The organism is Aliihoeflea sp. PC F10.4 (genome assembly GCF_054612275.1).
On the sequence record NZ_JBTSWH010000001.1, the window covers coordinates 2,394,298 to 2,407,008 of the forward strand.

Annotated in this window: 14 protein-coding genes; 10 read left to right on the plus strand and 4 right to left on the minus strand. The window is 63.2% G+C overall.

The window, feature by feature from the left end; all coding sequences use genetic code 11:
* The first annotated feature begins 7 nt into the window (after positions 1-7).
* The 5 genes from ACX82Z_RS12195 to tsaA are packed head-to-tail and all read left to right on the plus strand — an operon-like array spanning position 8 to position 3,610.
* Positions 8-1,060 (plus strand): iron ABC transporter substrate-binding protein, encoded by a 1,053-nt coding sequence (locus tag ACX82Z_RS12195; protein WP_459589104.1) that lies wholly within the window; start codon positions 8-10, stop codon positions 1,058-1,060.
* Entirely contained in the window at positions 1,057-2,103 is a 1,047-nt protein-coding gene (locus ACX82Z_RS12200; RefSeq protein ID WP_459589106.1) for a FecCD family ABC transporter permease, read from the plus strand. Before ACX82Z_RS12195 ends, ACX82Z_RS12200 begins: the two co-directional genes overlap by 4 nt.
* Complete coding sequence (locus ACX82Z_RS12205) at positions 2,103-2,897, plus strand: ABC transporter ATP-binding protein (protein ID WP_459589108.1); 795 nt, start codon at positions 2,103-2,105, stop codon at positions 2,895-2,897. Before ACX82Z_RS12200 ends, ACX82Z_RS12205 begins: the two co-directional genes overlap by 1 nt.
* Entirely contained in the window at positions 2,894-3,103 is a 210-nt protein-coding gene (locus ACX82Z_RS12210) for a TOBE domain-containing protein (RefSeq protein ID WP_459589110.1), read from the plus strand. Before ACX82Z_RS12205 ends, ACX82Z_RS12210 begins: the two co-directional genes overlap by 4 nt.
* A gap of 12 nt (positions 3,104-3,115) precedes the next feature.
* A complete protein-coding gene (gene tsaA, locus ACX82Z_RS12215; RefSeq protein WP_459589111.1) occupies positions 3,116-3,610 on the plus strand; it encodes a tRNA (N6-threonylcarbamoyladenosine(37)-N6)-methyltransferase TrmO in 495 nt (164 codons plus the stop codon).
* 21 nt (positions 3,611-3,631) lie between these two features.
* On the opposite strand, the gene ACX82Z_RS12220 is transcribed toward tsaA, so the two are convergent.
* Both ACX82Z_RS12220 and ACX82Z_RS12225 read right to left on the minus strand, forming a co-directional pair.
* Positions 3,632-4,870, minus strand: coding sequence for a saccharopine dehydrogenase family protein (locus ACX82Z_RS12220; protein ID WP_459589113.1), 1,239 nt, complete (start codon positions 4,868-4,870; stop codon positions 3,632-3,634).
* A 32-nt stretch (positions 4,871-4,902) separates the two neighbouring features.
* On the minus strand, positions 4,903-6,015 hold the full coding sequence (locus tag ACX82Z_RS12225; protein WP_459589115.1) for a carboxynorspermidine decarboxylase: 1,113 nt from the start codon (positions 6,013-6,015) through the stop codon (positions 4,903-4,905).
* 339 nt (positions 6,016-6,354) lie between these two features.
* Here ACX82Z_RS12225 and ACX82Z_RS12230 point away from each other — a divergent pair, with 339 nt between their 5' ends.
* From ACX82Z_RS12230 to thiD, 5 genes are all read left to right on the plus strand, one after another.
* The gene (locus ACX82Z_RS12230; RefSeq protein ID WP_459589116.1) at positions 6,355-7,404 is read left to right on the plus strand and encodes an ABC transporter substrate-binding protein; all 1,050 of its coding nucleotides are present in this window, start codon (positions 6,355-6,357) and stop codon (positions 7,402-7,404) included.
* 70 nt (positions 7,405-7,474) lie between these two features.
* Positions 7,475-8,521 carry an ABC transporter ATP-binding protein gene (locus ACX82Z_RS12235; protein WP_459589118.1) on the plus strand — a complete coding sequence of 349 codons (1,047 nt, stop codon included), beginning with the start codon at positions 7,475-7,477 and terminating at the stop codon, positions 8,519-8,521.
* Positions 8,518-9,702, plus strand: coding sequence for an ABC transporter permease (locus ACX82Z_RS12240; protein WP_459589120.1), 1,185 nt, complete (start codon positions 8,518-8,520; stop codon positions 9,700-9,702). The genes ACX82Z_RS12235 and ACX82Z_RS12240 overlap by 4 nt, the downstream gene beginning before the upstream one ends.
* 2 nt (positions 9,703-9,704) lie before the next feature.
* Positions 9,705-10,496 (plus strand): ABC transporter permease, encoded by a 792-nt coding sequence (locus tag ACX82Z_RS12245; RefSeq protein ID WP_459589122.1) that lies wholly within the window; start codon positions 9,705-9,707, stop codon positions 10,494-10,496.
* 38 nt (positions 10,497-10,534) lie between these two features.
* A complete protein-coding gene (gene thiD / locus ACX82Z_RS12250) occupies positions 10,535-11,338 on the plus strand; it encodes a bifunctional hydroxymethylpyrimidine kinase/phosphomethylpyrimidine kinase (RefSeq protein WP_459911722.1) in 804 nt (267 codons plus the stop codon).
* Here the strand turns inward: thiD and ACX82Z_RS12255 are convergent.
* Both ACX82Z_RS12255 and ACX82Z_RS12260 read right to left on the minus strand, forming a co-directional pair.
* Positions 11,329-11,940 carry a thiamine phosphate synthase gene (locus ACX82Z_RS12255; RefSeq protein ID WP_459589124.1) on the minus strand — a complete coding sequence of 204 codons (612 nt, stop codon included), beginning with the start codon at positions 11,938-11,940 and terminating at the stop codon, positions 11,329-11,331. The genes thiD and ACX82Z_RS12255 overlap by 10 nt on opposite strands.
* Positions 11,937-12,710 (minus strand): thiazole synthase, encoded by a 774-nt coding sequence (locus tag ACX82Z_RS12260; RefSeq protein WP_459589126.1) that lies wholly within the window; start codon positions 12,708-12,710, stop codon positions 11,937-11,939. The genes ACX82Z_RS12255 and ACX82Z_RS12260 overlap by 4 nt, the downstream gene beginning before the upstream one ends.
* Position 12,711: the final 1 nt, after the last annotated feature.

Consider the following 12,711-nt stretch of genomic DNA (forward strand, 5'->3'; position numbering starts at 1 on the left):
GTCCAGCATGACCGTATCGGCCGACAGGTTTCTGGTTGTCTTCTGTACATTGGCCTCGATACTGTTCTCGTTGCCGGTGCTGGCGCAAACGCGCAGCTTTACGGACGATGCCGGACGTACGGTCGAGATCCCCGACCGGATCGAACGCGTCATGGCGGCCGGGCCGCCGGCGTCGGTCCTGCTTTACGTCGTTGCGCCCGAAAAGATGGTGGGGTGGGTCACCGCTCCGTCGGACGAAGCGAAAGAATTCATCGCCGAGCCCTATCGCGAACTGCCTGCGCATGGACGCCTTACCGGACGGGGCGGAACGGCGAATATCGAGGCCGCGCTCGCCATGCGTCCGGACATCATCATTGATGTCGGTACGGTCGACGCGACCTATGCTTCGCTCGCCGACCGCGTTCAGGAACAGACCGGAATTCCTTATGTGCTGATCGAGGGACGATTTTCCGACACGGCGGAAACGCTCGAAAAAGCCGGCGAACTTTTGGGGGAGACAGATCGCGCGGGCGAACTCTCCTCCTATGTGAAAGCCGCCTTCGAGCGGCTGGATGCAGCGCTCGCCGACGTACCGAAAGATGCGCGTCCGCGCGTCTATTATGGGCGTGGACCTGACGGGCTGGAGACCGGTCTGGCAGGCTCCATAAACATGGAAGTTCTCGACGCGGTCGGCGCGGAAAATGTCGCGGCGGCGGCGGGAACAGGTGGGCTTGCCAATGTGTCGGTCGAGCAGGTGCTCGCCTGGAACCCGGACGTGATCCTGACGCTCGATCCGAATTTTCATGCATCGGTGCAAACGAACCCGCTTTGGGCAGGCATCTCGGCCATCGAAGCGGGGCGTGTTTATCGCGCGCCGACGCTGCCCTTCGGCTGGTTCGACACGCCACCCGGTGTCAACCGCGTGATGTCGGCCGCATGGCTGGCAAGCGTGCTCTATCCCGAGCATGTCGACATCGATCTTTCAGCCGAGACACGCGATTTCTATTCGCTGTTCTACCATGTCGACCTGACAGACGATCAGATTGACCGGCTTCTCTCCGATACCCAAGGCGGCTCATGAGCGAAGTCCGCCGGGAGACGGTCGCCGTGCGGTCACGGCTCGGACTGAGCGGCTTTGCCGTGTGGCTTCTCGTGCTCGTCCTCATCATGCTGCTCGCGCTTGGCGTCGGAAAATACGCAGTGTCGCCCGGCGAAATCCTGCGCATTCTCGGCGCCGGCCTGACAGGCGCACCGAGCGGGGCGGACGCCACCGCCGAAACGGTGATCTGGAACGTGCGCCTGCCGCGCGTCCTGACCGGCCTTCTCGTCGGCGCTTCTCTGGCCGCGGCCGGTGCCGTCTATCAGGGGCTTTTCCGCAATCCGCTCGTCTCGCCCGATATTCTCGGCGTCTCGGCTGGTGCCAGCCTCGGTGCCGTGCTCGGCATCTTCCTGTCGCAATCCGTCCTGATGATCCAAGGCCTCGCCTTTGTCGGCGGTCTGTCTGCCGTCGCCATGGTCTATGTCGTCGGCACTTCGATCCGGGGCCGCGATCCGGTGCTGGTTCTCGTTCTTGCAGGCGTTGCGGTTGGCGCCCTGATCGGCGCCTGTCTGTCGCTGCTCAAGGTTCTGGCAGATCCCTACAATCAGTTGCCCGCCATCACCTTCTGGCTGCTCGGCAGTCTGGCCAGCGTCACGCGTGGCGACATGCTTTCCATCGTGCCCGCGATGGTGATCGGCCTCGTGCCGATGGCGCTTTTGCGCTGGCGCATGAATCTGATGACGCTCGATGACGAGGAAGCGCGTGCGCTCGGCGTCGAGACGGCGCGCCTGCGCATTCTGTTCGTCGCTGCCGCCACGCTGATGACCGCCGCCGCCGTGTCGGTCTCCGGGATCGTCGGATGGATCGGGCTGCTCGTACCGCATGTCGCGCGTATGATCGTCGGGCCGGATTTCTCGCGTCTTTTGCCCGCCTCGCTGATGCTCGGAGGCGGCTACCTCGTCGCGGTCGATACGCTCGCCCGTTCCATCGCCGAAATAGAGGTGCCGCTCGGAATCCTGACTGCGGCCATCGGCGTGCCGTTCTTCCTGTGGCTTCTCATGTCCGCGCGCTACGGGTGGCGATGATGCGGTTTTCGACAACCGATCTCGCCTTCGGCTACCGCGCCCACCCGATCGGCGAGGATGTGACGCTGTCGGTGACGAGCGGCGAGGTTCTATGTCTGCTCGGCCCGAACGGTTGCGGCAAGACGACATTGTTCAAGACCATGCTCGGCCTCCTGCCGGCGCAGGGCGGGCGGCTGGAACTCAACAGGCGCGACGTCGCGTCGTTCTCGCGAACGGAGTTCGCCCGCCGCGTCGGCTACGTCCCGCAGGCGCATGCCGCCTATTTCCCTTTCCGCGTGCGCGAAATGGTGCTGATGGGGCGCGCGGCCCGCGTCTCCACATTCGCGACGCCCTCCCCGACCGACCGCGCAACGGCGGACCGCGCGCTGGCGACGCTCGGCATCGACCATCTTGCTGAACGGCCCTTCACCGAAATTTCCGGCGGCGAACGGCAGATGGCGCTGATCGCCCGGGCGCTTGCGCAGGAACCTGACATGCTGGTGATGGACGAGCCGACCGCCAGCCTCGATTTCGGCAACCAGACCCGCGTTCTCGAACGTATCGGCGCATTGCGTGAATCGGGCCTCGCTATCGTTCTGTCCACGCATGATCCCGGTCACGCCTTCGCCTGCGCGACCCGCGTGGCGCTTATGAAAGCCGGCCGCGTCATCGCAGTCGGCACACCGGACGAGACCGTCACACCCGACGCCCTTCGCGCCATATATGGTGTCGAGGTCGCCATCGACTATATGGCCGAGGCGGGCCGCAATGTCTGCGCGCCGAAACTCAACCGACACGAAGGAGCATTTCCATGAAGATCAGTGCCCGCAATACGCTGAAAGGCAAGATCGTCGACGTAACCAAAGGCGCGACGACGGCGCATGTGAAGATTGATATCGGCGGCGGCACGGTCGTCACCGCTTCGATCACCAACGCGGCGGTGGACGAGTTGAAGCTCGAAGTCGGCGGGCAAGCCTACGCCGTCGTCAAGGCGTCCGACGTCATGGTCGCAGTCGACTAGAGGCCAGGTCCGATGGTCCGCGAAAATGAAATCCGAAAGGGCGAGGTCTCGGTCGAGGCCCCGCCCGCAACCGATGCAGGCCTCGTCTTCATCGGACGCATCCGCACGCCGTGGACGTCGCGGCTGGAAACGCCACGCCAAGGCCGTATGGATGGCCCCGTCTGCCGCATCGAGATCAGCGAGCCCTGGGTCGCCGCGCTCGACGGGATCGAGCGGTTCGAGGAACTGGAGGTGCTCTACTGGCTGCACATGTCGCGCCGCGATCTGGTTCACCAGAGCCCGGCCAGTGACGGTAATGTGCGCGGCACTTTTTCGCTGCGCACACCCGTTCGGCCGAACCCGATCGGAACATCGATCGTCAGGCTGGTGCGCCGCGAAGGCGCGACGCTTTTCGTTCAGGGCCTCGACTGTCTCGACGATACGCCCCTCATCGATTTGAAGCCGGAGCGCTCCAGCTTCACGCCGATCGCCCCGCCTCAGCCCGGCGATTACCAGACCGAGGCGTGACGTCGGTTTCAGGCATCGAAATCAAAATGTTAGCGCGCGGTCGCCCTGTTCATCCTTGATGCGGGTCGGCAGGCCAATCCTGTCGAGCACGGCGAGGAAGGGCTGCGCCGGCAGATCCTCGACATTCGCCATCTTCCTAACGTCCCACTCGCCGCTTGCGATCAGCATGGCTGCGGCCACTGCCGGAACGCCGGCCGTATAGGAAATGCCCTGCGAGCCGACCTCGTTGAACGCATCCTTGTGGTCGGCGACGTTGTAGATGAAGACTTCACGTTCCTCGCCGTCCTTCACGCCCTTCACCAGATCGCCGATGCACGTTTTGCCGGTATAGTCGGGCGCGAGCGAGCCTGGATCGGGCAACACGGCCTTCACCAGCTTCAGCGGCACCACTTCCTGCCCCTCGGCGGTCGTCACCGGCTGTTCGGACAACAGGCCGAGATTTTTCAGCACCGTGAAAACGTTGATGTAGTGATCGCCGAAGCCCATCCAGAAGCGGACGTTCGGCACGCCGAGCCTCTGCGACAGGGAATGCACCTCGTCATGGCCGGTCATGTAGGCCTTCTGCTTGCCGACGACCGGCAGGTCCCATTCCTTGCCGACCTCGAACATCTGGTTCGAAACCCATTCGCCGTTCTGCCAGGACCAGACCTGTCCGGTGAACTCGCGGAAATTGATCTCCGGGTCGAAATTGGTGGAGAACCAGCGGCCATGGCTGCCCGCGTTGATGTCCACGATATCTATGGAATCGACACGGTCGAAATATTCGTCATAGGCGAGCTTGGCATAGGCGTTCACGACCCCCGGATCGAAACCCGCGCCGAGAATGGCGGTGATGCCGGCCTTTTCGACTTCCTCACGGCGCTTCCACTCGTAGTTCGCATACCATGGCGGCGTCTCGCAGATCTTCAGCGGGTCCTCATGGATCGCCGTGTCGATATAGGCTGCGCCCGTTTCGATGCAGGCCGACAGAACCGACATGTTGAGAAAGGCCGAGCCGACATTGATGACGATCATGGCTCCGGTCTTTTCGATTACCGCCTTCGTCGCTTCCACATCCATCGCGTCGAGCGCATGCGCCTCGACCCTGCCTTCGACCTTGAGCGCCTTCTTCTCATGGACGGAAGCGACGATGGCCTCGCATTTGGAAACGGTGCGCGAGGCGATATGGATATCGCCGATCACATCGTTGTTCTGCGCGCATTTGTGCGCCACGACCTGCGCCACGCCGCCGGCGCCGATGATGAGAACGTTCTTTTTCATTCCGTGTGTATGCTCCGTGTCTTTCGGGTATTTCAGGAAAGGCTCGCTTCGTAGTCTGCGTAGCCGAACTCGCGGACGGTGCGGATGGAACCGTCAGGCTCGCGAATGGCGATGGCGGGCATCGCGACGCCGTTGAACCAATTCTTCTTGACCATTGTGTAGCCGGCCGCGTCCTGGACCGTGATGCGGTCGCCGACTCTCAGCGGCTCGGGAAAACGGAACGTGCCGAACACGTCCCCGGCAAGGCACGACTTGCCGCACACCATGATTTCGTGATCGCCCGCATTCGGTCCGATCTTTGCGCTCTCGCGATAGATCAAAAGGTCGAGCATGTGCGCTTCGATGGAGGAATCCACGATCGCCAGATGCTTGCCGTTATAAAGCGTGTCGAGCACGGTGACTTCGAGCGTGGTGCTCCTGGTGATCGCGGCCTCGCCCGGTTCCAGATAGACCTGCACGCCGAATTTTTGCGAGAAACCCTTCAGACGCGCGCAAAAATCATCGATCGGGTAATCCTTGCCGGTGAAGTGAATGCCGCCTCCAAGACTGACCCATTCGGCACGCTTCAAAAGCTCGCCGAAGCGCTCCTCGATCTGGTCGAGCATGCGCGCGAACAGGGAAAAATCCGAGTTCTCGCAATTGTTGTGGATCATGAAGCCGCTGATCCGGTCCATCACCGGCAGGACCTTTTCCTGATCCCACTCGCCCAGACGGCTGAACGGGCGCGCTGGATCGGCAAGGTCGAAGGTGGATGACGAGACGCCCGGATTGAGCCGCAGGCCGCGCACGATGCCGGCCGCGTTGCCGCCGAACCGCTCCAGTTGCTGGATCGAATTGAAGATGATCTTGTCGGCGTGCGAGACCGCCTCGTCGATCTCGTGGTCGGCCCATGCGACGGAATAGGCGTGCGTTTCGCCGCCGAACTTTTCGCGACCGAGCCGAACCTCGTTGAGCGAGGACGAGGTCGTGCCATCCATATGCTCTCGCATCAGATCGAACACCGACCATGTGGCAAAGCATTTGAGTGCCAGCAGCGCCTTCGCGCCGGACTTTTCGCGCACGTGGTCGATGATCTTCATGTTGTCCATGAGCTTCGACTTGTCGATCAGGTAGTAGGGCGTGCGCGGTTCGCTTTGGCTGGTCATATGCTGGTCCGGAATTTCACTGGGAATAAAACTGTTCCTGCCGCATCGGTTGCCGGCGGCATCGCGTTGATAGCTGGGAAGATCGACGGTCATCTTCACGGGAAGATGACAGGATTGGCCTCATGTCGGGGCATCGCACGTCATCGTGCCCTCCCCCGATCAGCGGATAAAACCTGCCTTATCTGGCAGGCGCGGCCTTATAGCATCGCAGCAAAAAACCTCAAGTCCGCCTCCCGCAGTGATCGGCTTGGTGAAATTTGTCGATCCGGAACGCTTTGATCGTTTCAAACCGGCGATTCTATGCTTGGATGATGAAAACGACCAACAAGGGGAACAACCATGAAACGCATCATTACAAGCCTCGCCCTGGCATCATCGACGCTTGCGCTGAGTTTGTCCGCCTCGACCGCGCAGGACCAGAACCTGACGATCGTGTCGTGGGGCGGCACCTATCAGGATGCGCAGCGTGAAATCTATTTCGAGCCGTTCACGGCAGAAAGCGGCGTCGCCATTACCGAAGAATCCTGGGATGGCGGATATGGCGTCATCGCCGCCCGTATGGAGACGCCGCCGGCGGATTGGGATGTCGTGCAGGTCGAAACCGAGGAACTGGAACTTGGATGCGCCGACGGCATGTACGAGACCGTCGACTGGGAAGCACTCGGGGGCGAGGACACGTTCCTGCCTGCCGCCGTCCATGAATGCGGCGTCGGCGCGATCGTGTGGTCGACGGGCCTGTCCTACGACGCGGACAAGCTGACCGACGCTCCCGCTGGCTGGGAGGATTTCTGGAACACCGAAGCCTATCCGGGCAATCGCGGCTTGCGGCGCGGCCCCAAATACTCGCTCGAAATCGCGCTGATGGCCGATGGCGTACCGGTCGAGGAAATCTATGACGTTCTGGGAACCGACGAGGGCGTCGACCGCGCCTTCGCCAAGCTCGATGAGATCAAGGGCAACATCGTCTGGTGGGAGGCCGGTGCACAGCCGATCCAGCTTCTGGCATCCGGCGAAGTCGTCATGACGACGGCCTATAACGGCCGCCTAACCGGCATTAACAAGACGGAAGGCACCAATTTCCAGATCGTCTGGCCCGGCTCGATCTACGCAATCGATTCATGGGTCGTCCTGAAGGGATCGCCTAACCGGGAGGCCGCATTCGAATTCATCGACTTCGCCAGCCAACCCGAGAACCAGTCGAAACTTCCCGAATTCATCGCCTACGGTCTGACAAATGTGGAGGCAGGCGAGTCGCTTGCGCCCGAAGTCGCGGCCGAACTGCCCACCTCTCCGGAAAATCTCGAAGGCGCGATCCCGCTGAACGGCGATTTCTGGGTCGACAATATCGAGGAGCTCAACGAGCGTTTCAACGCCTGGCTCGCCCAGTAAAGCCATCCGGCACGGCGCGCCCGTTTTGCGGGCGCGCTCTTTTTTCCATCCAGGCGAGCAATGTACCGGCATGTCAGCTTTCATCGAGCTTCGCGAGGTGTCGAAGACCTTCGGGCAGGTAACCGTCGTCGAAGGGCTCAATCTCGACGTGCGCGAAGGCGAGTTCCTGAGCCTACTCGGACCATCGGGATCGGGCAAGACGACCATATTGATGATGATCGCCGGGTTTGAGGATGCGAGTTCGGGCGACATTCTCCTCGAAGGCCGGAAGATCGGTCATCTGCCGCCTTACAGGCGTGGCATGGGCGTGGTCTTCCAGAATTACGCCCTCTTTCCGCATATGAACGTGGCGCAGAACGTCGCTTTCCCGCTCGAAATGCGCGGCGTGCCCCGTGCCGAGATCCGCCAGCGGGTCGATGCGGCGCTGGCGCGCGTGCAGCTGGAGCATCTGGCGGACCGACGGCCCGACCAGCTATCGGGCGGCCAGCAGCAGCGCGTCGCGCTGACCCGCGCGCTGGTCTACGAGCCGCGCGTCATCTTGATGGACGAACCGCTCGGCGCACTGGACAAGAAGCTGCGCGAAGAAATGCAGCTCGAAATTCGCGAACTGCACCGTAAGCTCGGCCTGACCATCATCTTCGTCACCCATGACCAGAGCGAGGCGCTGACCATGTCGGATCGCATCGCGATCTTCGACAAGGGCAAGATCGCGCAGATCGGCACGGCCGACGAAGTCTATGACGATCCGCAAAACCGCTTCGTCGCCGAGTTCATCGGCGAGACGAACCTTCTTGAAGGTACGATGACGGGGCCATCGACGGTGCGGCTTCAAAACGGCACGCATATCGAGCTTCGATGCGACGAGCAGCCGTCCGACGGACAGGTGCTCGTCTCGATCCGTCCCGAACGCCTCAGGCTCGGCGGCGAGACGGGCGAAAACCGCATGTCCGCCCGTATCGACGACATCGTCTATCAGGGCGACCACCTTCGCCTTCACCTCGATGCCGGCGGGCTGCCGCTGGTCGCGCGTCTCGAGCGCGGCGCGGCACCGCGCACGGTCGGCGACAACATTCCGGTGTCCTTTTCCGCCGCCGATTGCTCGGTCTTTCCCGCATGAGCACGCGCACGCGATACGCGCGGGGACGCGCCGCGCTCCTCATCGCGCCGCTCGTGATCTTCCTCGGCGTGTTCTTCGCGTGGCCGCTCTGGCTGATGGTCGACGTATCGATCCGAAACGACGCGATCAGCGGGGCCTTTCCGCGCACTTCCGAACTGATTGGCGAATGGGACGGCGAGGCGATGCCCGATGCTGGCATCCAGTCCGCCCTCGTCGCCGATCTTCGCGAAACGCCGCAATCGACGCTCGGCGCGGCGGTGCGCACACTGAACAGTCAGGTCTCCGGTTTCCGCACGCTGATGGGGCGCACCGCGACGGCTGCGCGCGACACGAACGACGGCGAGACCCTCGACCTCGCCGCCATTGACGAGCGCTGGAGCGAACCGCGTTTCTGGCGTGCGATCCAGATTTCCGTCGCGCCCTATACCGACCGCAACCTCCTCGCCGCACTCGACCTGCAACGCGGCGACGAGGGCCGGATCGAGGCCCTGCCGGCTTCGGCATCAGCCAACCGGCTGATCGTCTGGCGCACATTCGCAATCGCCGGATCGGTGACGCTGCTCTGCGCGCTGATCGGCCTGCCCTATGCGATGCTGGTCGCGTCGGTGACCGGATGGAAACGCACAGCGCTTCTTCTGGCCGTTCTCCTGCCGCTGTGGACCTCGCTTCTGGTGCGCACCGCAGCGTGGTTCATCCTTTTGCAGAACGAGGGCCTCATCAACCGCACGCTGATCGGCCTAGGCTGGATCGAAGGGCCGTTGCCGCTGATCTTCAACCGGCTCGGCGTCATCATCGCCATGACGCATGTGCTCTTGCCGTTCATGGTGCTGCCGATCTTTTCGGTCGTCTCGGCCATTCCGAAGAACCTGATGCCTGCGGCGGCATCGCTGGGCGCGCGACCTCTGCGCGCCTTCTGGCGCGTGTTGCTGCCGCTCTCTCTGCCCGGCCTCCTTGCCGGTTCGCTGCTCGTCTTCATGGTGGCGATCGGCTACTACATCACCCCGGCGCTCATCGGCGGCCCAAACGACCAGATGATCTCGTCGGTCATCGCGTTCTACGCGCTCCAGACCGCCAATTGGGGCATGGCTGGCGCACTCGGCATCCTGCTGCTTGCGATCACCACCGTGCTCTACATGATCTATGGCCGCCTTTCGCGCGGCGGCGCACCGACGGGAACGTGACGATGCTGCGTGTCGCACAGGCCCTTTTCGGCATCGCCGCCGCCGCGTTCCTGATCCTGCCGATCATCGCGATTCTGCCGCTTGCCTTCACTTCGAGCATATTCCTCAACTATCCCATTCCCGGCGTCTCGCTTCGATGGTTCGAGGAACTCAGCCGCGCCGTGCAGTGGCGCAATTCGATCGTCAACTCCCTGATCATCGGTTCGGGCGCAACGGTGCTTTCGGTCGTGCTCGGCACGCTCGCGGCGCTGGGGTTGCGCGGCGGCACGATCCCCTTCCCGAACGTGTTGCGCACGATCTTCCTGCTGCCCATGGTGGTGCCTGCGGTCGTGCTCGGCGTCGGCCTCCAGATATCGCTCGCGCGGATCGGGCTTGGCAGCAGCTATCCCGGCGTCATCGTCTCCCATGCGGTGTTGTGCATCCCGTTCGTCATCGTCTCCGTGTCGACGGCCCTGCAAGGGATCAATCCGGCGGTGGAGCGGGCCGCAGCCTCGCTCGGTGCGTCGCCTGCGCGCGTCTTTCGCCGCGTGACCATGCCGCTTGCCATGCCCGGCATCGTCACCGGTGCGGTTTTCGCCTTTGCGACCTCGCTCGACGAAGTGGTGCTGACGCTTTTCGTTGCCGGCCCCAATCAGCGCACGCTTGCGCGCCAGATGTTTTCCTCGATCCGCGAAAACCTCTCGCCCGCCATCGCGGCAGCCGCGCTGCTCCTCATTGTCGGAACGCTGTTGCTGGCACTGCTGGCAGCCTATATGCGCCGACGAAACGCGATCGCGAAAGCGGACGTCCCTTGACCCGTCCCATCGCGACCGGCTGGAATGAAGGATCGACCATGCCCAAGACACCGCCCAACGTTCTCACCATCGCCGGCACCGACCCGACCGGCGGCGCGGGCATCCAGGCCGACATCAAGGCGTTCAGCGCCATGGGAGCCTATGCGATGTCGGTCGTCACAGCCGTCGTCGCACAAAATACGCAAGGCGTGCGCTCCTTCGTGGCGCTGGAACCCGATTTCGTCGCCGCGCAGATCGACGCCGTCTTCGACGACGTGCGCGTCGACGCGGTGAAGATCGGCATGGTCGCCAATGAAGGAATCGCGCGCGCCATTGCGGATCGCCTTTACCATCATGGCGCGAAGAACATCGTGCTCGACCCGGTCATGGTCGCCAAGAGCGGCGATCACCTGCTTGCTCCGGAAGCCGTCTCGGCGTTGCGCGAAAGCCTCGTGCCGCTGTCCGACGTAATCACGCCGAACCTGCCCGAAGCAGGTGTGTTTCTCGGCATCGAGTCCGACTGGTCGCTGGATCAGATGCGCGAAAAGGTCAGCGATCTCCACGCGCTCGGTTCGCGCTGGGTCCTGCTCAAGGGCGGGCACGCCGGCGGCGAGACCAGCGTCGACCTGTTGCATTCTGGCGAGACGACAATCGAGCTTTCCGCGCCCCGGATCGCGACGAAGAACGATCACGGCACGGGCTGCACCCTGTCGGCTGCGATCGCCGCGCTGCTGCCCTCATACGCAGTCGAGGATGCGGTGCGGCGCGCCAAGGACTATCTCCAGGGCGCGCTCGGCGCGGCGGACCGGCTCGATGTCGGTCATGGCCATGGGCCGCTCCATCATTTCTACCGTCAGTGGTGACGCCATCTTTCGGTCGCCGTGATCCATTCACGCGTACGCGCCTCGGGATCGGCGTTGAGCGTGATATCGGTGACGACGGCGGCGCTGTCCGCTCCGTTTTCGAACACGCCAGGCAGGCGTTCAGGGTTCAGCCCGCCGATCGCGACAAGCGGCAGATCACCGATGCGTTCACGCCATGATGCGAGCCGAGCTACACCCTGTGGCGCCCATTTCATCTTCTTCAATATGGTCGGGTAGATCGGACCGAGCGCCACATAGTCCGGCCGTGCGCCGAGCGCCGCATCAAGCTCCGCGCCGTCATGAGAGGAAACGCCGAGGCGCATGCCGGCGCGCGCGATAGCGTCACGGTCGGCGTCCGCCAGATCCTCCTGCCCCAGGTGTACGAAGGTGCAACCTTCCTCGATCGCCAGTTGCCAATAGTCGTTGACGACCAGCGTGCAGTCGTGACGTTCGCAGACCTTTTTCGCCGCTCGGATTTCAGCGCGCAGCGTGACCTCGTCGGCATCCTTGATGCGCAACTGGACGAGTTTGACGCCAAGCGGCACGAGGCGCGCGATCCAGTCGGCGCTGTCGACGATGAGGTAGAACGGGTCGAGCTTCACGAAAACACCGCCTTTCCGATCACGGGCGTGGAGGGAACCGCCATGTCGCGCGGCTCCAGAAGCCCGGCGTCGAAACCTGCACGCCCGGCGTCGACTGCATTCGCGAACGCACCGGCCATGGCGACCGGATCGCCCGCATTCGCCACCGCCGTGTTGAGGAGAACCGCGTCATAGCCGAGTTCCATGACGGCAGCCGCATGCGAGGGACGGCCAAGCCCCGCATCGACGATCAGCGGCACATCGGGAAAATGCGCGCGCATAGACCGCAGCGCCGGCAGATTGACCGGTCCCATAGCCGATCCGATCGGCGCACACCACGGCATCAGCACCTTGCCTCCGGCCTCGACGAGGCGCTCGGCGACGACGAGATCGTCGGTCGTGTAGGGAAAGACCTCGAAGCCATCGTCGCAAAGAATGCGCGCGGCCTCGACCAGCCCGAACACATCGGGCTGGAGCGTGTCGTGGTGGCCGATCACTTCGAGCTTGATCCAGTTGGTCTGGAAAATCTCGCGGGCCATCTGCGCCGTGGTGACGGCCTCGCGCGCGCTGTGGCAACCGGCCGTGTTCGGAAGGACCCGCACGCCCAGCTTGGCGATCATCTCGAGGAAGGCTCCGCCCGCCCGGCCGCCCGCGCTTTCGCGGCGCAGCGAAACGGTGACGATTTCGGTTCGAGCCGTACGCACGGCATCCGCCAGCACCTTGGGTGATGGATAGCGCGCGGTGCCCAAAAGCATGCGGGATGTGACGTTAACGCCGTAAAGATCGAGCATT

Bases quoted from the DNA above. Each gene is read 5' to 3' on its own strand.
- ACX82Z_RS12195 (WP_459589104.1), top strand. From the start codon at position 8: ATGACCGTATCGGCCGACAGGTTTCTGGTTGTCTTCTGTACATTGGCC.
- ACX82Z_RS12200 (WP_459589106.1), top strand. From the start codon at position 1,057: ATGAGCGAAGTCCGCCGGGAGACGGTCGCCGTGCGGTCACGGCTCGGA.
- ACX82Z_RS12205 (WP_459589108.1), top strand. From the start codon at position 2,103: ATGCGGTTTTCGACAACCGATCTCGCCTTCGGCTACCGCGCCCACCCG.
- ACX82Z_RS12210 (WP_459589110.1), top strand. From the start codon at position 2,894: ATGAAGATCAGTGCCCGCAATACGCTGAAAGGCAAGATCGTCGACGTA.
- tsaA (WP_459589111.1), top strand. From the start codon at position 3,116: ATGGTCCGCGAAAATGAAATCCGAAAGGGCGAGGTCTCGGTCGAGGCC.
- ACX82Z_RS12220 (WP_459589113.1), bottom strand. From the start codon at position 4,870: ATGAAAAAGAACGTTCTCATCATCGGCGCCGGCGGCGTGGCGCAGGTC.
- ACX82Z_RS12225 (WP_459589115.1), bottom strand. From the start codon at position 6,015: ATGACCAGCCAAAGCGAACCGCGCACGCCCTACTACCTGATCGACAAG.
- ACX82Z_RS12230 (WP_459589116.1), top strand. From the start codon at position 6,355: ATGAAACGCATCATTACAAGCCTCGCCCTGGCATCATCGACGCTTGCG.
- ACX82Z_RS12235 (WP_459589118.1), top strand. From the start codon at position 7,475: ATGTCAGCTTTCATCGAGCTTCGCGAGGTGTCGAAGACCTTCGGGCAG.
- ACX82Z_RS12240 (WP_459589120.1), top strand. From the start codon at position 8,518: ATGAGCACGCGCACGCGATACGCGCGGGGACGCGCCGCGCTCCTCATC.
- ACX82Z_RS12245 (WP_459589122.1), top strand. From the start codon at position 9,705: ATGCTGCGTGTCGCACAGGCCCTTTTCGGCATCGCCGCCGCCGCGTTC.
- thiD (WP_459911722.1), top strand. From the start codon at position 10,535: ATGCCCAAGACACCGCCCAACGTTCTCACCATCGCCGGCACCGACCCG.
- ACX82Z_RS12260 (WP_459589126.1), bottom strand. From the start codon at position 12,710: ATGCTCGATCTTTACGGCGTTAACGTCACATCCCGCATGCTTTTGGGC.